General features: G+C 42.9%; 19 protein-coding genes. 17 read left to right on the top strand and 2 right to left on the bottom strand.

Going from position 1 to position 20,460, the window contains the following annotated elements; all coding sequences use genetic code 11:
• Positions 1–86 precede the first annotated feature (86 nt).
• Positions 87–860 (bottom strand): hypothetical protein, encoded by a 774-nt coding sequence (locus tag DMZ48_RS11030; RefSeq protein ID WP_143955203.1) that lies wholly within the window; start codon positions 858–860, stop codon positions 87–89.
• A gap of 229 nt (positions 861–1,089) precedes the next feature.
• Between DMZ48_RS11030 and miaB the strand changes: the two genes are divergently transcribed.
• From miaB to rodA, 15 genes are all read left to right on the top strand, one after another.
• On the top strand, positions 1,090–2,535 hold the full coding sequence (gene miaB / locus DMZ48_RS11035; RefSeq protein ID WP_143955204.1) for a tRNA (N6-isopentenyl adenosine(37)-C2)-methylthiotransferase MiaB: 1,446 nt from the start codon (positions 1,090–1,092) through the stop codon (positions 2,533–2,535).
• Positions 2,536–2,566: 31 nt separating this feature from the next.
• The gene (locus DMZ48_RS11040; protein ID WP_143955205.1) at positions 2,567–3,844 is read left to right on the top strand and encodes a sigma-54 interaction domain-containing protein; all 1,278 of its coding nucleotides are present in this window, start codon (positions 2,567–2,569) and stop codon (positions 3,842–3,844) included.
• Positions 3,845–3,938: 94 nt separating this feature from the next.
• On the top strand, positions 3,939–4,430 hold the full coding sequence (locus tag DMZ48_RS11045; RefSeq protein ID WP_143955206.1) for an LptE family protein: 492 nt from the start codon (positions 3,939–3,941) through the stop codon (positions 4,428–4,430).
• Positions 4,431–4,434: 4 nt separating this feature from the next.
• A complete protein-coding gene (locus tag DMZ48_RS11050; protein ID WP_143955207.1) occupies positions 4,435–5,388 on the top strand; it encodes a hypothetical protein in 954 nt (317 codons plus the stop codon).
• Positions 5,389–5,395: 7 nt separating this feature from the next.
• Positions 5,396–5,758 (top strand): preprotein translocase subunit SecG, encoded by a 363-nt coding sequence (secG, locus tag DMZ48_RS11055; protein WP_143955208.1) that lies wholly within the window; start codon positions 5,396–5,398, stop codon positions 5,756–5,758.
• A 150-nt stretch (positions 5,759–5,908) separates the two neighbouring features.
• Positions 5,909–6,187 carry a co-chaperone GroES gene (locus tag DMZ48_RS11060; protein WP_143955209.1) on the top strand — a complete coding sequence of 93 codons (279 nt, stop codon included), beginning with the start codon at positions 5,909–5,911 and terminating at the stop codon, positions 6,185–6,187.
• A gap of 62 nt (positions 6,188–6,249) precedes the next feature.
• On the top strand, positions 6,250–7,878 hold the full coding sequence (gene groL, locus DMZ48_RS11065; protein ID WP_143955210.1) for a chaperonin GroEL: 1,629 nt from the start codon (positions 6,250–6,252) through the stop codon (positions 7,876–7,878).
• Between the two features lie 102 nt (positions 7,879–7,980).
• Complete coding sequence (locus DMZ48_RS11070) at positions 7,981–8,853, top strand: pirin family protein (RefSeq protein ID WP_143955211.1); 873 nt, start codon at positions 7,981–7,983, stop codon at positions 8,851–8,853.
• A gap of 70 nt (positions 8,854–8,923) precedes the next feature.
• The gene (locus DMZ48_RS11075; protein ID WP_143955212.1) at positions 8,924–9,379 is read left to right on the top strand and encodes a GAF domain-containing protein; all 456 of its coding nucleotides are present in this window, start codon (positions 8,924–8,926) and stop codon (positions 9,377–9,379) included.
• A gap of 110 nt (positions 9,380–9,489) precedes the next feature.
• Positions 9,490–11,022: a bifunctional phosphoribosylaminoimidazolecarboxamide formyltransferase/IMP cyclohydrolase gene (purH, locus tag DMZ48_RS11080; RefSeq protein WP_143955213.1), complete on the top strand. Its 1,533-nt coding sequence runs from the start codon at positions 9,490–9,492 to the stop codon at positions 11,020–11,022.
• A gap of 52 nt (positions 11,023–11,074) precedes the next feature.
• Positions 11,075–12,103 carry a rod shape-determining protein gene (locus tag DMZ48_RS11085; RefSeq protein WP_143955214.1) on the top strand — a complete coding sequence of 343 codons (1,029 nt, stop codon included), beginning with the start codon at positions 11,075–11,077 and terminating at the stop codon, positions 12,101–12,103.
• A gap of 12 nt (positions 12,104–12,115) precedes the next feature.
• Positions 12,116–12,937, top strand: a complete 822-nt coding sequence (mreC, locus tag DMZ48_RS11090; protein WP_143955215.1) for a rod shape-determining protein MreC — start codon at positions 12,116–12,118, stop codon at positions 12,935–12,937.
• Positions 12,930–13,439, top strand: a complete 510-nt coding sequence (locus DMZ48_RS11095; RefSeq protein WP_143955216.1) for a rod shape-determining protein MreD — start codon at positions 12,930–12,932, stop codon at positions 13,437–13,439. The genes mreC and DMZ48_RS11095 overlap by 8 nt, the downstream gene beginning before the upstream one ends.
• Positions 13,436–15,355 (top strand): penicillin-binding protein 2, encoded by a 1,920-nt coding sequence (gene mrdA, locus DMZ48_RS11100; RefSeq protein ID WP_143955217.1) that lies wholly within the window; start codon positions 13,436–13,438, stop codon positions 15,353–15,355. Before DMZ48_RS11095 ends, mrdA begins: the two co-directional genes overlap by 4 nt.
• Entirely contained in the window at positions 15,352–16,620 is a 1,269-nt protein-coding gene (gene rodA, locus DMZ48_RS11105; protein WP_143955218.1) for a rod shape-determining protein RodA, read from the top strand. The genes mrdA and rodA overlap by 4 nt, the downstream gene beginning before the upstream one ends.
• A gap of 342 nt (positions 16,621–16,962) precedes the next feature.
• Here the strand turns inward: rodA and DMZ48_RS11110 are convergent, their stop codons facing one another.
• The gene (locus tag DMZ48_RS11110; protein ID WP_143955219.1) at positions 16,963–19,128 is read right to left on the bottom strand and encodes a carboxy terminal-processing peptidase; all 2,166 of its coding nucleotides are present in this window, start codon (positions 19,126–19,128) and stop codon (positions 16,963–16,965) included.
• A gap of 274 nt (positions 19,129–19,402) precedes the next feature.
• Here DMZ48_RS11110 and surE point away from each other — a divergent pair, with 274 nt between their 5' ends.
• Together surE and DMZ48_RS11120 are read left to right on the top strand one after the other, a co-directional pair.
• Positions 19,403–20,182, top strand: a complete 780-nt coding sequence (gene surE / locus DMZ48_RS11115) for a 5'/3'-nucleotidase SurE (protein WP_143955309.1) — start codon at positions 19,403–19,405, stop codon at positions 20,180–20,182.
• Complete coding sequence (locus DMZ48_RS11120) at positions 20,175–20,456, top strand: hypothetical protein (protein WP_143955220.1); 282 nt, start codon at positions 20,175–20,177, stop codon at positions 20,454–20,456. The genes surE and DMZ48_RS11120 overlap by 8 nt, the downstream gene beginning before the upstream one ends.
• Positions 20,457–20,460: the final 4 nt, after the last annotated feature.

Raw genomic sequence — 20,460 nt, forward strand, 5'->3', positions numbered from 1 at the left:
AATTTTTAACTTGCAAATCCCCATAAGCCGGGATCATAAAAAAAGCCCTTTAATAAGGGCCGCTCTACAAAGCTATTTTCAGAACTCTATTCAACCACCTTTTCCTGTACAGTGAACAGATCTTCCTCAAAACCTACTGCGTCCTTATATATATAGTATACTATATTATATACGAACGAAGCAGTGAAAAAAGTTCCTATTCCGCAAAGAATCAGACCCACTAACTGAGACGCTAAAGCCGCTACGAAAACGAGCCCGAAGACAATAAACCATTTTTTGGTTCCCAGTTTAAAGGCAGCCTTAAGGACTTCGATCGGGGTTAATTCCGGATTGAAAGCGAATATCACGGTTATGAGATACAAGGGCACACTCACATAGATCATCGGCAATATAAATAACATGGCAGCCACAAGAGAGATCAACAGCACCAGTAGTGAAAGCACAAGAGTCTTCTTGATATAGACCCATTTCAGGAAAACGAAAATCTCCCCGATGGTAACATCCTTACCCATATCCAGATTTTGAAGCACCCGATAGTAGCCGGCATTCAGTGCCATGACAATACTATTCGCCAATAACATCACCACAAAGAACAGGAGCATGAACGGTAGCATCGTCAGAAAAGGAAGATCAGAAATTTGTTCCATATGTTGCTGACTGTAATTATTGGCAGCCATCATACCGATCATCGGTATATATATAATAAGGAGTGCCGGAAGGACCAGCACAAAGCTGAGCAACACATAAAGGAATCCCTGTAACCAGCTTTTTTTAAATAATTCGATGGCTTTTGAAAAAATTGCACCGAAATCCAGAGAAGGAGCCGCATCGATCCTACTCTCTAAAGTATCATATAACATATTAGAAGTCAATTAATTGAGCCCTAAGGTAAATCAAAAGAAAAATGGGTGTGGAATTTTTTCGTTAATCACCTCATAAGTGCGGCTTAATTACCACTATGTCAGATTATTCCATCACCCCTTGTATTACTCGTCGTCCATCAGAATCTTACGTTAAAAATGCGCTGACAATTTGTCACATATTTCTTTTTAATTCTATCTTTGCACTCAAATTGAACTATCAGCGATAATGGAGAAGATCATCGAGGAAAACAAGCAAGGAGAAAGTATAGTGCTCGAACAGTCAAATGACGGCACACGCAAGTTATATATAGAAAGTTACGGTTGTCAGATGAATTTTTCTGACAGCGAGATCGTAGCTTCCATCCTGGCTAAGGAAGGTTTCAATACCACACAACAATTGGAAGAAGCCGACCTTGTACTCATCAACACCTGTTCCATCAGGGAAAAGGCAGAACAAACCGTTCGCAAGCGACTGGAAAAATTCAATGCGGTTAAACGCATCAATCCGGCTATGAAAGTTGGTGTTCTCGGTTGTATGGCAGAGCGTCTGAAAAGCAAATTCCTGGAAGAAGAAAAGATCGTTGACATGGTGGTGGGTCCGGATGCCTATAAAGATCTCCCCAATCTGGTCCAGGAGATCGATGAAGGCCGCAATGCCGTTAACGTGATCCTGTCAAAAGAAGAAACTTATGGAGATATCGCCCCGGTAAGACTGAACAGCAATGGGGTTTCTGCCTTTGTTTCCATCACCCGAGGATGTGATAATATGTGTACTTTCTGTGTAGTTCCCTTCACCCGAGGACGTGAACGTAGTCGGGACCCCCATTCGATCCTGGAAGAAGTAGGGCAACTTTGGGAGCGCGGATTTAAGGAGATCACCTTGCTCGGACAAAATGTTGACAGCTACCTTTGGTATGGGGGCGGACTCAAAAAGGACTTTGAGAAAGCCACTCCAATGCAACAGGCTACTGCCGTAAATTTTGCGACCCTGCTATCTATGACTGCGGAAGCCTACCCTAAATTAAGGATCCGCTTCTCTACTTCGAATCCACAAGACATGACACTGGATGTGATCGAGACCATGGCGAAGTATAAGAATATATGCAAATACATTCACCTGCCGGTTCAAAGCGGTAGCAACAGAATACTCAAGGAAATGAACCGACTGCATACGCGGGAGGAATATTTTGAACTCATCGATAACATTAAACGCATCCTTCCCGAGTGCGCGATATCTCAGGATATGATCGCCGGATTTCCAACAGAAACCGAAGAAGATCATCAGGACACCCTATCCCTTATGGAATATGTGCAATACGACTTCGGATTCATGTTCGCCTATTCCGAAAGACCAGGTACCATGGCCGCCAGAAAAATGGAAGATGATGTCCCTGAAGAAGTTAAAAAGCGCAGACTCACGGAGATTATCAATCTGCAACAAAAGCACGGTCTCTTAAGAACCCGGGAACATCTGGGAAAAGTTGAGGAGGTACTCATCGAAGGATCATCCAAAAAGTCGGATGTACACTGGATGGGAAGAAATACCCAAAATACCGTAGTTGTATTTCCAAAGGAAAACTATAAGGTCGGTGATTTCGTAAATGTCCGCATCGACGATTGTACCGCTGCCACCCTTATCGGAGAGGCTGTAGGCTACAGTGATAATAACTAAGGACAACTAACAACCAGAAACCGAATTCAATATGGAATCCGTACAGGCGATCAAACAACGTTTCGGAATAATAGGAAACAACCTGAAATTGAACAGGGCGATTGAAAAAGCCATTCAGGTGGCCCCTACCGATATCTCAGTTCTTGTAACCGGAGAAAGCGGTGTGGGTAAAGAAGCTATACCTAAGATCATCCATTCACTATCTCACAGAAAACACGGTAAATTCATCGCTGTGAACTGTGGCGCTATCCCGGAAGGCACGATCGATTCGGAATTATTCGGACATGAAAAAGGAGCGTTTACCGGTGCCACGCAAACACGTAGCGGATATTTTGAAGAAGCTGATGGCGGTACCATATTCCTGGACGAGGTTGGCGAGCTGCCGTTAACCACCCAGGTTCGCCTCCTGAGAGTATTGGAAAACGGTGAGTTCCTGAAGGTAGGTTCCTCCAAAGTACAGAAAACCGATGTGCGCATCGTGGCAGCTACCAACATCGACATGTTCGACGCCATCGACAAAGGTAAATTCAGAGAGGACCTGTATTACAGACTGAGTACAGTGGAGATCCATTTACCTCCCCTACGCGAAAGAAAGGAAGACATTCACCTGTTATTCAGAAAGTTTGCTTCCGATTTTGCACAGAAATACAAAATGCCCACCATCAAACTGGATGAACAGGCAGTAGCACTACTAAATAAATATCGCTGGAGCGGAAATATCAGACAACTCCGTAATATCGCCGAGCAGATCTCTGTTTTGGAACAGGAACGTCAGATATCCCTGGAGACACTCAGAGGCTATCTTCCAGATGCCGGAACCAATCTTCCTGCCGTGATCAAAACCTCGAAATCAGAAAGCGACTTCAGCAGTGAACGCGAAATTCTTTACAAGATCCTTTTCGACATGAAAGGCGATCTCCATGATTTGAAAAAACTCACCATGGAACTGATGAAAGAAGGCAATGCAGAAAAGGTACAGAAGGAAAACCAAACCCTGATCAAAAAAATCTACGGAGAAGAGGACACTATCGAATACGATCCTGAAGTAGAAGAAGAAGACATCCCTTTGGAGATCCTTCAACTGGAACAGCATAAAGAGATCCCGGAGAGCCTGCTTCCAATACAGGAAGACAAGTACCATTTTGCCGAAGAGATTGAAGAGGAAGAAACCCTTTCGCTACAGGACAAGGAACTCGAACTCATCAAGAAAGCACTGCAACGCAATAAAGGCAAACGCAAGGCAGCAGCCAATGAGCTCGGTATCTCTGAACGCACCCTTTACCGCAAGATCAAACAATACGATTTATAATTTTTTTTGTTCTTTTGGGGCTTGACAAACCAAAAGACCCGTTTTAAGGAAAATAAGACACTTTCGTGACGACGGCTAAACGATCAGACTTAGGATGAAACGATTTTTTTACTTACTTTTAGTGATGAGCCTGTTCTCAGGTTGCGGCCCTTATTCCTTTACCGGAGTAAACACCACAGCGGAAACTTTTCAGGTGAACTTTTTTCAGAACAACGCCCCTATAGTGGAACCGGGACTGGATCTGCAATTCACCAATGCATTGCAGGACCTTATATTAAACCAGACCAATCTACAACTGGTGACTTCTAACGGGGACTTGTTATATGAAGGAGAAATCACTGAATATCGGGTATCCCCTATGTCGGCAACCGCTGAACAAACAGCAGCCCAGAACAGACTGACGATTACGGTCAGAGTACGGTTTTATAACAGGGATAATGAAAAGGAAGACTTCGAAAGAAACTTCTCCTTTTTCTATGACTTTCCTGCAACGACCCAGCTTGTAACTGTTCGATCCGCTGCTGTTGAAGAGATCTATGAACGAATCACTCAAGACATCTTCAACGCATCGCTCGCCAATTGGTAATTTTATGAATGTAACAAACTTCTCAAACCTGCTGCAGGATCCTGGAAAGATAGATGCTGGTCATCTCGAGACACTACGCCGTATCATCGAGGAATACCCTTATTTCCAACCCGCAAGAGCCATTTATCTAAAGGCACTGAAGGAGCAGGGAAGTTTTAAATATAATGCCACCCTGAAAGCCACGGCAGCCTATACGGCAGACAGGACCATGCTTTTCGAATTCATCACCTCAGAAGTATTCATTCAGAATCAGGTAGCTGAAAAGATCATCGAACTCACCACCAATCACGAGGTAAGAGAAATGATAGTGGAAATGGAAGAAGTGATCGTCAGGGATAATAAAACTGCCTTCGACTTCAATAAGGTAGATTCGGATGCGGTGATGGACCCCGAGCTCTTTACACCAAAACATCCGGAACAAGCTCCTCCAAAAGATCTTCAATCAAATGAAGAAACTCCGGAGAAAACCGAAACCCCGGAAGCGATATTGCAGATCGGCAAACCTTTGAATTTCGGAAGAAGTGAAACGCACTCCTTTTCTGAGTGGTTAAGACTATCTGGAAAATTCAAGCCTATAGACAGAAGCGGTACCTCATCAGAAATGGAAAACGGACCGGAGCCGGAATTTATCCCGGAACCGCATGAAGAGCCGCAATCGGACAATTTCACAAAACGTCCGACACTGGAAGATAAAATGAACCTGATCGATAAATTCATCGAAAATAGCCCTAAGATTTCACCGGTTTCCGACCAGGGAACCAAGGGCAATCTCGCTAAGGTCATCGAAGTAGAAAAATCAGAATTGATGACGGAAACCCTGGCGAGAGTTTATCTCGAACAGAAGAAATATAAAAAGGCAATTCAGGCCTATAAAATTTTAAGTTTGAAATATCCGGAAAAAAGTGGTTTCTTTGCAGACCAAATTAGGGCAATAACGAAATTAAAAGATAGTAATTAATATAAACATGAGTACGTTTTCAATATTTTTAGTGCTGATCATAATTGTAGCATTTCTATTGGTTTTAGTGATTATGGTGCAGAACCCTAAAGGAGGTGGACTTTCATCTTCTTTCGGTGGCGGAGGAAATCAAGTTGTAGGTGGGGTAAAGAAAACAGGAGACTTTCTGGATAAAAGTACCTGGACACTTGCTACCATACTGATCGCATTGATCCTTCTTTCAAACATCTCCCTGATGTCAGATAACGGAAGTAACGCAGACTCTAAATTATTGGAGAGTCGTAGTATCGAAAATACAGTACCGGAAACTGTTCCGACTGAAACTCCTGCTCCTGTCAATACAGGATCAGATTCTACCGATTCGCAATAAGATTAACGATTTTATACCCTTTAAAATGCCAGCTTGTCATCCAGCTGGCATTTTTTTTTGCATTTTGTCAGTATATGACCTATGGCACAATTTCTGCCTGATTGAAGACTGGTAATTTAAATCTTAAATTAATTAACTAAAATTAATAATATGTCTAAGTTAAACATTCAACCATTAGCAGACCGGGTTCTGATCGAACCTCTGGCAGCAGAAACTAAAACAGCTTCAGGGATCATCATTCCTGATACCGCCAAAGAAAAACCACAAAAAGGTACTGTGGTAGCTGTTGGACCGGGAACTAAAGATGAAAAAATGACTGTGAAAGTTGGAGATACTGTTCTTTATGGAAAATATTCCGGAACAGAGTTGAAATTAGAAGGTACCGATTATCTGATGATGCGCGAAAGTGACATCCTGGCGATTGTATAATCTGCCCACACACAAAAACTGACAAGGTAAATCCAAAAAATAAAATCAAAAAATAACTTAAAATGGCAAAAGATATAAAATTTGACATTGAAGCTCGTGACGGTCTGAAACGCGGTGTTGATGCATTGGCAAATGCGGTTAAAGTGACATTAGGACCAAAAGGAAGAAATGTTATTATAAATAAATCATTTGGCGCACCTACCGTAACCAAAGACGGTGTTTCTGTAGCCAAAGAAATCGAACTTGAAGACGCACTTGAAAACATGGGCGCTCAGATGGTTAAGGAAGTTGCTTCTAAAACCAACGACCTTGCCGGTGACGGTACCACTACCGCAACCGTACTCGCACAGGCGATCGTTAAGGAAGGACTTAAGAACGTTGCTGCTGGTGCAAACCCAATGGACCTTAAAAGAGGAATCGACAAGGCAGTAGAAGCGATCATCGCTGAACTTACAAAACACGCAAAAGCTGTTGGAGATGCTTCAGAAAAGATCAAGCAGGTTGCCGCCATCTCTGCCAACAATGATGAAACTATCGGTGAGCTTATCGCCCAGGCATTTGAAAAAGTTGGAAAAGAAGGTGTGATCACTGTAGAAGAAGCGAAAGGTACTGACACTTATGTTGATGTTGTCGAAGGTATGCAGTTCGACCGCGGATATCTTTCTCCATACTTTGTTACTGATACTGACAAAATGATCGCAGAGTTGGATAATCCATATATCTTACTCTTCGACAAGAAAATCTCAAACCTTCAGGAAATTCTTCCGGTACTTGAACCGGTTGCTCAATCAGGAAAACCACTCCTTATCATCGCTGAAGATGTTGACGGACAAGCTTTAGCTACTCTTGTAGTTAATAAATTAAGAGGTGGACTTAAAATTGCAGCAGTGAAGGCTCCAGGATTTGGAGACCGTAGAAAAGCTATGCTTGAGGATATCGCGATCCTGACCGGAGGAACGGTGATCTCTGAAGAAAGAGGATTCTCACTTGAGAATGCTTCAATCGATATGCTGGGTACTGCCGAAACCGTAACCATCGATAAAGATAATACTACCATCGTTAATGGATTCGGAGACACTGAAAACATCAAGGCTCGTGTTAATCAGATCAAAGCTCAGATCGAAACAACCACCTCTGATTATGACAAGGAAAAACTTCAGGAACGTCTTGCTAAACTGGCAGGGGGTGTAGCCGTACTTTATGTAGGTGCCGCTTCAGAAGTTGAAATGAAAGAGAAAAAAGACCGTGTTGATGATGCACTTCACGCGACAAGAGCAGCTGTTGAAGAAGGTATCGTTGCCGGAGGTGGGGTAGCGCTATTAAGAGCAAAAGGAGTACTGGACAAAGTACAGGCTGAAAATGATGACGAAGTAACCGGTATTCAGATTGTAAACCGCGCTGTTGAAGCTCCTTTGAGAACTATCGTTGAAAACGCTGGTAAAGAAGGTTCTGTAGTAGTTGCGAAAGTTCATGAAGGATCAGGTGACTTCGGATACAATGCTAAAAGTGACGAATACGTAGACATGCTTAAAGCGGGTATCATCGACCCTACTAAAGTAACCAGAATCGCACTTGAGAATGCAGCTTCGGTAGCAGGTATGATCCTGACAACAGAATGTTCACTGGTAGATATCAAGGAAGATGCTCCGGCTATGCCACCGATGGGTGGAGGTATGCCAGGAATGATGTAATCACATCTTATACTTTATAATTGTAAGCGGCTGTCAGATTTTGACAGCCGCTTTTTTATTCCTCCTGAATACTTAACTTTACGAGACGTAAAATCAAGTCGCATGTCTAACAAAGGATTGATCATCGAAGAACGCGCCAGAGATATAGGAGATTTTCTCGTAGGCCGCCTATTACCATTCAGAAAGAAAAGAACTGTAGGCCCCTTTATATTTATCGACCACATGGGCCCGTCAACGATCGGTCCGGGTAGTTATATGGATATCGGCCAACACCCCCATATCGGACTCTCAACACTTACCTATTTATTTGAAGGCTCAGTAAGGCATCGGGACAGTATAGGCAGCGACCAGATCATCGAGCCGGGCGCTGTAAACTGGATGACCGCAGGGAAAGGCGCAGCTCATACCGAAAGAACACCAGAACCATTACGAGATGGCCGGACCACAAATCTTCACGGTTTTCAGATCTGGGTTGCCCTGCCGAAAGAACTGGAATTTATCGAACCTGTATTTCACCATTTTGAAAAAGCAACCCTGCCGGAATGGAATTCCAATGGTATGACTTTTACACTGATCGCCGGCGAAGCCTACGGAAGGAGATCTCCGGTACCGGTTCACTCCCCTTTATTTATGATACAGATAAAGGCTACGGAAAATGCATCTTTACAAATTAAAGGAGAAGTTACAGGAGAGATTGGAATCTGTGTGGTAAGCGGCCATGTAATGGCATGCGATCAACGAATCGATGCCGGCAGCATGATCGTTTCCAAAACAGAAGATGCCTGTAAGGTAGTTGTATCTGAAGATGCTCATTTACTGCTGTTCGGCGGTCAACCGCTCCCGGAAGAACGTCATATCTTCTGGAATTTTGTCGCATCCGATCGAACCACGATCGAGAAAGCCAGTCAACTATGGAAAGAAAAAGGATTCCCTGAGGTTGAAGGAGACGACAGCTATATTCCCCTGCCAGAATAACGTTGTTTTTTTATACAATTTCGTTTTACGGAAATTAACTTGTGAACTACCTTTGCCAAAAGGTTATTCTATGACATTTGACGTACTTAAAAACGAGGTGACCGGGATCATTTCTCAAAACGACACCCCTATTGATGATAAACTCACAGCTATCTGCGAATTACTTCGCAATAATATCAACTATTACGACTGGGTAGGATTCTATTTCAGGAATGAAGACAAGGAAGAGCTTAAACTACGAAGTTTTGCCGGAGAACCTACCGATCATACCATTATTCCATTCGGAAAAGGCATTTGCGGACAAGTAGCCGTTTCGAACAAGAATTTTGTAGTTCCCGATGTTAAAGCTCAGGATAATTATATCGCTTGCAGCATCTACGTAAAAGCAGAGATTGTGATCCCATTATTCAAGAATGGAGAGAATATCGGACAGATCGATATCGATTCCAACACACCGAACCCCTTCTCTGATGAAGATGAAAGGTTTCTGGAATTCGTAAATGAGCAGGTAGCATCCATACTTTAAACTGTTACCCCCTCATTTTCAACCGTAAATAATTCAAATAATTTTAGCGGGAACGCTAAAAATTCTGATGCAAAAAAAGTACTTTTGCATTTTTAATCAAAGCAGTAAAAATGAGCAATTTAAAAAGGGCTAAATCAGCTTTAATCTCAGTATTCAGTAAAGACGGACTTGAACCAATTGTAAAAAAGCTTGATGAACTTGGTGTGACCCTGTATTCTACAGGAGGAACTGAAAAATTCATCCGCGACCTCGGTGTTGAAGTGGTTCCTGTGGAAGATGTAACCAGTTATCCTTCTATTCTTGGTGGTCGAGTAAAAACGCTTCACCCTAAGGTATTTGGAGGTATTCTGAACAGACAGGATGAACCGAGCGATCTGGAAGAAGTACGCAAGTATGAGATCCCTCAACTGGATATAGTTATCGTTGACCTCTACCCTTTTGAAAAGACCGTTGCCAGTGGAGCTGCTGAGCAGGATATCATCGAAAAGATCGATATCGGAGGTATTTCCCTCATTCGTGCAGCTGCGAAAAACTTCAAGGATGTTCTTTGTGTTTCTTCCATGGAACAATACGGAGAATTCCTCGATATTATTACTGAAGGAGCGGGAGAAACTTCGCTTGCAGACCGAAAGCGTTTCGCAGGAAAAGCCTTTAATGTTTCCTCTCATTACGACACAGCCATTTTCAACTACTTTAATCAGGAAGGCGAAGAAAACGTATTCAAGATCAGCGAAAACCAGGGCCAGGTACTGCGATATGGTGAAAATCCACATCAGCAGGGATATTTCTTTGGAGACCTTGAAGCGATCTTCGACAAACTACATGGAAAGGAACTTTCTTATAACAACCTTCTGGATGTGGATGCAGCCGTAAATCTTATGGAAGAATTTAAAGGTGACGCGCCTACATTCGCTATTTTGAAACATAATAATGCCTGTGGCGTTGCGACAAGACCGTCTTTAAAGGAAGCATATCTCGATGCTCTTGCCGGAGATCCGGTTTCAGCATTTGGCGGAATTCTTATTGCTAATACCACTATAGATGAGGCAACTGCAAATGAGATCAACTCACTATTCTGTGAGGTTGTGATCGCTCCTGCCTATGAAAATGCTGCCCTCGACATCCTAAAGGGCAAAAAGAATCGTATAATATTAGTACAAAAGGAAATCGAATTGCCTCAACGTTCAGTCAGAACCTGCCTGAACGGTATCCTTGTACAGGATAAAGATCTTAAAACTGATGAACTGAACGATCTTGATTATGTGACCACCGGCAAACCTTCCGAAGGAGAACTGGAAGACCTGATGTTCGCATCCAAGATTTGCAAACACACAAAATCGAATACGATTGTTCTTGCTAAGAACAAGCAGCTTTGTGCAAGTGGCACCGGCCAAACCAGTCGTGTTGACGCCCTTCGCCAGGCTATTGAAAAAGCAGGATCATTTGAATTCGACCTCGATGGAGCGGTAATGGCAAGTGACGCATTCTTCCCATTCCCTGATTGCGTTGAGATCGCTGATAACGCCGGAATCAGTTCTGTTATTCAGCCCGGAGGATCGATCAAGGATCAATTGAGCATCGATTATTGTAATGAAAATAATGTTTCTATGGTATTCACCGGAACCCGCCATTTTAAACATTAATTTATTACATTTGGAAGATTGAGACAAACCAAATTAATACCGGAACAATTACATGGGATTTTTTGACTTCTTAACTGAAGAAATTGCTATAGACCTGGGTACCGCCAACACCCTGATCATCCATAACGACAAAGTAGTCGTTGACAGCCCGTCAATCGTTGCTCGTGATCGTATTTCAGGAAAGATCATCGCTGTCGGCAAGGAGGCCAACATGATGCAGGGTAAAACACACGAGAACATCAAAACCATTCGTCCTTTGAAGGATGGTGTGATCGCCGATTTCGATGCCTCGGAAAAGATGATCAATATGTTCATCAAAGGTATTCCCGCATTGAAGAAAAAATTCTTTCAGCCTACCCTGAGAATGGTAATTTGTATTCCATCCGGTATTACTGAAGTAGAAATGCGCGCGGTTAAGGAATCGGCGGAAAGGGTAAACGGAAAAGAAGTTTACCTGATCCATGAACCGATGGCTGCCGCGATCGGTATAGGATTAGACATTATGCAACCCAAGGGTAATATGATCGTCGATATCGGTGGAGGTACCACAGAGATCGCCGTCATTGCCCTGGGGGGTATTGTCTGTGATAAATCGGTAAAGATCGCGGGTGACGTATTCACCAATGATATCATTTACTACATGAGGACACAACACAACCTCTATGTTGGTGAAACCACCGCAGAAAATATAAAAATCGCCATAGGAGCAGCTACCGAAGATCTGGAAGTTCCGCCAGATGAGATGAGCGTTCAGGGTCGTGACCTGCTTACCGGGAAACCGAAACAAGTACAGATTTCTTATCGGGAGATCGCTAAGGCCCTTGACAAATCTATCCTTAGAATTGAAGATGCCGTAATGGAAACCCTGTCGCAGACCCCACCCGAGCTTGCCGCTGACATCTATAACACCGGTATCTATCTTGCCGGAGGTGGATCGATGCTTCGCGGACTCGACAAGAGAATCTCGCAAAAGACAGACCTTCCCGTTTATATCGCGGAAGATCCGTTACGTGCTGTGGTTCGGGGTACAGGTATCGCCCTTAAAAACCTGGAAAAATATAAGCCAATACTTATCAAATAAATAGGTTCGTGAATGCAACAGATCATCAATTTTTTAATAAGGAATAAAACCTTTATTATCTTTTTGGTGCTGTTTAGTATTGCACTCGGAATAACATTTCAGTCTCACAATTACCACAATACCAAACTTATTAATTCAGCAAACTGGGTTTCTGGAGGGGTGTATTCAACCACTGATAATGTTTCCGATTATTTCCATCTTAAGGAATATAACGAACAGCTTTTAGAAGAGAACAAACAACTCCGGAAACTGTTGTTTAACCGGGAAATAGAAAACACCGACAGTCTGACGATCGCAGACAGTGTATTCAACCAATACCGGATCTACACAGGACGTGTCATCAAGAACAGTTATACCACAGAAAGAAACTATCTGCTGATCGATAAAGGCACCTCCGACAGTATCCGCCAGGATATGGGAGTGATCACCTCACAAGGAATTGTCGGTATCATAGAAAATACTTCAAGTGGTTACGCAACTGTACAGTCGGTTTTAAACACCTTATCGGAGATCAATGCAGCCGTAAAGAACACTAACAACTTCGGATCTCTGCAATGGGATGGTAAGAACATCGATGTGGTTCAACTTGTGGATATCCTTAGAGCAGCCCCGATCAAGGCCGGAGATACGATCATCACCGGAGGTATGTCCAGTATTTTCCCAAAAGGTATTCCTATCGGAACCATAAAGGATTTCAATCTCGACATTTCCGAGAACTACTATAAGATCAATGTACAACTGTTCAACGACATGAGTACACTGGATCAGGTTTATATCATTGAGAACACTGACAAACAAGAGATCGAAGAACTGGAAGAATCCCTGAATGAATAATACGATCGTTTCAAATATCACCCGATTCATCATCCTGGTATTACTGCAGGTTACCCTATTCAATCACATTGATTTTTTGGGCTATCTGAACCCGTATATCTATATCCTGTTCATCGTATATTTCCCGTTCGATAAGGAAACCAGAATTCCTTTTCTTTTCTTTTCCTTTCTCATTGGTTTATCCATCGATATATTCAGTGACAGCGGTGGTGTCCATAGTGCTGCTTCGGTTGCCATCGCCTATTTACGCCCGGTAATTATGCGATGGGCATTCGGATTGAGTTATGACTATCAAACTTTAAAGATCAGTAAAACGACTTTTGGTCAACGATTTAATTTTCTTTCACTCCTTATTTTAACACATCATTTGATCCTGTTCACACTTGAGATCTTTAGCTTTGCACAAGTGGTGAACATCCTGAAAAAAACAATATTCTCTGCAATATTCACCCTGATCCTGTGTTTAATCTTTATCTCGTTATTCAGTAGAAAAAGATCATGAGAAAGTTTTTACTATCATCTATCATCATCATTCTTGCGATAATCTATATCGGAAGACTTTCCTATCTCCAACTCGTAGACAGTTCGAGCCAGAACCCCCTGGACGATACAGCCATCAAAGCGGTCTATGACTATCCGGAAAGAGGCCATATCTATGATCGCAATAAAAATCTACTGGTAGCCAACCAGGCATTCTATGATGTCATGGTAATCCCCAGAGAGGTTAAACCTCTCGATACACTAGAATTTTGCCAGTTACTGAACATTACCAAAGAAGATTTTGATTCAAAATATAAGAAGGCATACACCTATTCCCCAAGACTTCCATCGGTATTCCTCCCCCAGCTATCCAAGAAAGAATACGCTACGTTTCAGGAGAAGATGCGAAAGTATGAAGGGTTTTATATTCAGAAACGATCGCTACGTCATTACATGACCGATGCCGGCTCCAATTTCCTGGGATATATCAGTGAGGTTAATGAGCGGGATCTGAAAAATAAACCCTATTACCAATCCGGTGAACTTATCGGACGTCAGGGTGTGGAACAGGAATATGAAGAGATACTCCGGGGAAGAAAAGGCGTTAAATTTATTCAGAAAGACCGCTTTAACCGAGTTATAGGTCCGTATAAAAATGGAATGTACGATACGTTGCCGGATCAGGGTAAAGACATTCGCCTCACTATTGATAACGCTCTACAGAAGTACGGAGAAGAACTAATGGTCAACAAAAGGGGTGGTATCGTTGCGATCGAACCCTCCTCAGGAGAGATTCTGGCATTGGTGACAGCTCCGAGTTACGACCCGGAACTACTGGTAGGAAGGAAGCGTTCGAAGAATTACACCGAACTTTACTATGACTCGATCGCCAAACCGACATATGATCGTGGCCTTTTAGCGCAATATCCTCCGGGATCACCTTTCAAAACCCTCAATGCCCTGATCGGTTTACAGGAAGGAGTGATTGACGAGAACACCACCTTCACCTGTTACCACGGCTATAAATACGGAAGGAGATTCATGGGATGTCACTGCCCTTCAGGTTCGAGAAACAACCTCGACAGGGGTATTTATGAATCCTGTAACGCCTATTTCGCCAATACGTATCGCCGAATCATTGAAAAGTACCCGACGGCTGCAGAAGGAATGGGTGTATGGGAAAAACATATCCGAAGTTTCGGACTTGGGGACTACCTCGGGTATGACCTGCCGATCGGAAAATCCGGAAAGGTACCTTCACCCGAATATTATAACCGCGCCTATGGTGAAAACCGTTGGTACTCCACCTTTACCCTATCTAATGCCATTGGACAGGGCGAGGTACTCACTACTCCAATACAATTGGCGAACATGACAGCGACCATCGCAAATCGCGGGTATTATTATACGCCACATATCATCAAGAGCATCGAAAACGATACGATCGATATTCATAAGTTTAAAACAAAACACCAAACCACTATTGACCCGGAACACTTCGAACCTGTGATCAAAGGCATGAACGACGTGTTTATTAAGGGTACGGCGAAATGGATACAGATTCCCGACATCAGTATTGCCGGGAAAACCGGAACCGCTGAAAATTTCGTAAAAGTAGACGGTCAGCGCATGCAGCTAACAGACCATTCTATTTTCATCGCTTTCGCTCCGGTGGAAGACCCGAAGATTGCCATAGCGGTGTTCGTGGAGAACGGATATTGGGGAAGCCGATGGGCAGGAAGGATCGCCGGCCTGATGATCGAAAAATATATCAAGGGTGAGATTACCAGAAAGGACATGGAGAAATTTGTTCTGGAAGGCAGCCTCCAGGAGGAATATGAGAAACCCTACAGTAAAAAACCATTTAGCATAAACGATGGTAAGAAGATGATCATCCCTGAATCTTCTACCGAGAATAAAGTGAGCGCTGCCCAATGATCAAAAAATTCGACTGGTTAACCATACTTATCTATTTTCTCCTCGTAGCTATCGGATGGATCAATATCTATTCCGCTACCTATAAAGGACCGGATGAGAGCATCTTCAATCTGAACGAACTGTATGGTAAACAAATGATGTTCATCATTGCCAGTGTAGTGATGATCGTCATCGTACTCTCCATAGAAGCAAAATTCTATGAACGCTTCAGCAGTGTGATCTATCTGGCCTCACTGTTACTGTTACTCGGACTTTTTGTCTTTGGAAAAAACATTAATGGGGCAACTTCATGGTACGCTATCGGCGGAATGACCCTGCAGCCATCAGAGTTTGCAAAGGCGGCAACAGCATTGGCACTCTCCAAATATCTGAGCGACATTCAAACAAACATACTTGAGTTCAAAGGCCTCATGAGAGCTGTTATAATAATAGCGCTACCGGCTCTTATCATCATACCGCAACCAGACCCCGGAAGCGCCCTGGTCTATGCTTCCTTCTTTTTTGTTTTACACCGGGAAGGCCTGTCACCTTGGTACCTGATGATCGGCTTTGTCGCCGTACTTCTGTTCGCATTAACACTCATGTTTGGAACAATATGGGTAAGTTTAGGCACGGCACTATTGCTCACGTTGATATATTTTGTTTCTAAAAAGAGTAAAAAAAGGCTATCTATCCTTCAATTGACTGGAATCTTACTTGTCTCTATCGTATTCTCGTATTCGGTAAACTTTATCTTTGAAAATGTTTTTGAACAAAGACACCGTGACAGATTTAGCCTTTGGCTGCGATTAGAAGACGATCCCGCCAAACTGGAAACCATTCGAAGAACTATCGGTTATAATACCTACCAGTCTGAATCTGCCATTGGTTCAGGCGGACTCATGGGAAAGGGATTTCTGGAAGGAACCAGAACCAAAGGGGATTTCGTACCCGAACAGCACACTGATTACATCTTCAGTACAGTAGGTGAAGAATGGGGCTTTATTGGAACCGCAACGGTGGTCTTATTGTTCACGATCCTAATATTACGTTTACAATATCTCGCTGAACGGCAGAAATCGGCCTTTAGCCGCATGTACGGGTATTCAGTAGCCGCTATCATCTTTTTCCATTTCGCGATCAATATCGGGATGGTAATCGGCCTTCTGCCAACGATCGGAATCCCGCTACCGTTCTTCAGTTACGGAGGTTCCGGGTTGATGGGATTCACTATTCTACTCTTTATCTTTATCAAACTGGACGCCAACCGCATTAACGAGTGGTAGCACCCTGCTACTGTCTGTTTACAGTATTATTCATAAGAAGCTGAGCCCGCGAATTCCCAAAAAAACGTAGCCTGCTCCCGATTTCTCGGGACACTGCCACCACAAGACGCTCAAGCATCATCGTGTGCCAGCACTATGATCGCGGCGATATTCGACGCAGCTAAAGGCAGGAGCCTGCCTGCAGTAGGCAGGATCGTCACGCCTGCTTCGCCAAAGGCAAAAGCCAGGATCATCACTGCACAAAGCGCCAGCAGACGAAAAGACTTTAACCAAGCTACATTACACTTTTAAAACAAAAAAACCCGGAAGTTCATTCCGGGTTTTTTTGTTTATTTCGTTTTCTTATCCTTTGATATCGGCAAGTTTACCTTTTCTGATATTGTTCATCTGCAGGTCTTGCAATACATTCAGCGCTTCCTCGATATATACATCACCAGAAAGATTGGTATGCCAGCGTTCTCTTTTCTGCTTCAGAATGGAATCCTTTTTCATCATTTCCAATTCATAAGGAAGGGAAGTAAAAGAAAGATCATTTTCATAATCAGCGATCGCTCTGAACTTCTTGGCTACCTGCTCATCGTTATCAAGCTCATTCTGGTATTGTTCAAGATTCAGTGTGATCTCTTTTTTATCCTGTTGCTCCTTCACCCATTTCGCGTTCTCATCGATCAGTTTCAATTGTGAGCTCTGAGTCATACGCTCTTTACTCTTTTCAATAGTTTCTTCATAATCGATATATCCGTTCCAGTCTTCAAAATTAACCGCCTCGATCTTATCCCATGGAAGTGGATTGTTTTGATCCTTTTCTCCGATATGACGGTAACTGTATCGATCCGGCACCACTACATCACTCTTCACACCTTCCAATTGGGTAGAACCACCGTTAATACGATAGAATTTCTGTGTAGTAAGCTTTAAGGCCCCGACATCACCGAATTCATTATTTCCTCTGAGGAATTGATTCAGGTCGATCACGTTCTGCACGGTTCCTTTTCCATAGGTTTGTTCACTTCCAAGAATGATCGCTCTTTTATAATCCTGCATTGCAGCAGCCAGGATCTCAGATGCGGAAGCAGAAAGTTCATTCACCAGGATCACAAGGGGACCATCCCACTGCAATCTGTCATCTGTATCTGCAAGCACCTCTTTACCTCTTCCTGCAGACTTTACTTGCACAACCGGCCCTTCTTTGATGAAAAGTCCTGCCATATCCACAACGGTCTTCAGGGAACCACCTCCATTATCTCTCAGGTCAAGTACAAGCCCTTCCATTCCTGATTCTTTAAGGCGCTCTATCTCCATCGCTACATCAGTAGCAGCATTTCTATCCTTATAATCTGTAAAATCTACATAGAATTTCGGCAAGTTGATAACACCATAGGTCTTATCTCCTTTTTTCACCAAAGCAGATTTTGCGTAAGTCTCTTCAAGCTCTACCACGTCTCGAATCACCGACACCACTTCAATAGTACCATCCAAACGCTTCACGGTTAGTTTAACTTCAGACCCTTTAGGGCCTTTGATCAGTTTCACCGCATCATCGAGACGCATCCCTACCACACTTACCGGAGTTTCATCACCCTGAGCAACTTTAACGATCTCATCCCCTACTTCAAGGTCATCGTCTCTCCAGGCAGGACCACCACTGATGATCTCCACGATCTTGATATTATCGCTTTTCTTTTGAAGTCTGGCTCCGATACCTTCGAATTTCCCTGACATACTTACATCGAAACGATCTTTTTCTTCAGGAGCGAAATAGAATGTATGGGGATCGAATTCCTCTACGATAGAATTCAGATAAATCACGAACCAGTCTTTGCGTTCCAGATCCTCCATGAATTCAAAATATTCATCCATCGTCTTTCTGGTAGATTCACGAGTGTCCTTTTCTCGTTCGGTATCAGATTTATATTCCTTTCCAGCGTTAGCGTCATCATTCTCATCGAATTCTTCACCTTCAGCCCCGGCTACCTCTTTATCATTTGATTTGGACATCACATAACGCTCCAAAGAATTCAGCTTCAACTGCTTTCTCCAGCGATCCCATAGCTCATCCTTATCTTTGGCATAACCGATATTTTCATAATCAACTGAGATCGACTCATTCTCATTGAAATCGAACGGCTGTTCCAATACTTTCTTGTAGATCACAGATGATTCATCCATACGTTGCATCAGCCGATCATAGGTCAGGCTAAAAAAGGAAATATCAGAGGTTTTGATCTGATCATCGATAGCATCCCTGTACTTGCTGAACTCGTCGATGTCGCTCTGCAGAAAGTATCTTTTTAGCGGATCCAGCGCCTCGATATAACTATCGAACACCTTATTTGAAAATTCATCATCGATATCCTTCGGTTGGAAATGTCCTTTTTCCAATACATACGTGATCAGATCGATGAGTAATTTATCTTTATCCGGATTGTCAAATGTCTTATTAGTAAAACTACATGAGGCCGCGGACACCAATAATGCGGCCAGCAAATAAACAAACTTCCTTTTCATATATCTTTAATTTGAACATACCTGAAGGAACACAGGCAATCATTAGTATTCTGTTTTACAGGAAAGTGAACCACACCAACCTACTGTTACATTAAATTAAAAAAACATATCAGACAATTATTCAGTGTATGATATGTCAATCGAACCTTTAAGTTAAACTAAAATAGTGAAAAAATTATGCCACAGCGTGTGAATTCGGCTAATTTTTTGTTAAAGCCGTCTTTCAAAAGATATGAAGGCTAAAATCATTATTTTAGCACAACAAATTCTACGAATAATGAAGAAACCATTGATCCTGGTTACCAACGATGATGGAATAACTGCTCCGGGAATCAGAGCACTCATAGAAGTGATGAATACGATCGGAGATGTTGTGGTGGTGGCCCCGGATAAACCTCAAAGTGGAATGGGACATGCGATCACGGTAAATTCAACATTGTTCTGCAATCCCATCCGATTAGATCCCGAACATCCCCAAAAGGAATATAGTTGTACAGGGACCCCTGCCGATTGTGTTAAACTTGCTGTCAGGGAGATCCTGCATCGCACCCCTGACATCTGTGTCAGTGGCATCAATCATGGTTCCAATTCCTCGATTAACGTGATCTATTCCGGAACGATGAGTGCAGCTGTTGAAGCCGGAATCGAAGGTATTCCTGCCATTGGATTTTCTTTATGCGATTATTCCTGGGATGCTGATTTTGAACCGATAAAAAAGCACGTAAAATCCATTACCGAACAAGCGCTGGTGCACGGCATGCCAAAAGGCGTAGTACTAAACGTTAATTTCCCGAAATTACCGGCAGAGGCGATAAAAGGCGTAAAAGTTTGCCGACAGGCCAAAGCAAACTGGGTAGAGGAATTTGACAAACGCACGAATCCGATGGGTAAGGATTATTACTGGCTTTCCGGTAAATTTGTAAATCTGGACAAAGGAGAAGACACCGATGAATGGGCATTGGCAAACGGCTATGCTTCGTTGGTTCCCGTTCAATTCGACCTGACCGCTCATCATTGTATACAAGACCTAAACACTTGGGATTTTAATGACTAAGAAAGAAATATTTATTGGATTTGCAGTAGGAATTATTGCTAACATTCTAGGCACGCTTGCCTATATTCTTATATTCTCTGAATACAAGATCGACGAAACCCTGAAGATCGCCAGAGAAGAAGGACATCTCGGAAGTCTGCTTGCTTTAGGAGCATTGTTAAATCTTATAGCATTTTTCGGGTTTCTAAAGATCAAAAGAGATAACCGGGCTAAAGGTGTGCTTATCGCTACAATGCTGTGTGCCATCTTCATCCTGATTCTGAAAATTTTCTGATGCA

The organism is Robertkochia solimangrovi (genome assembly GCF_007279655.1).
Lineage (GTDB): Bacteria > Bacteroidota > Bacteroidia > Flavobacteriales > Flavobacteriaceae > Robertkochia > Robertkochia solimangrovi.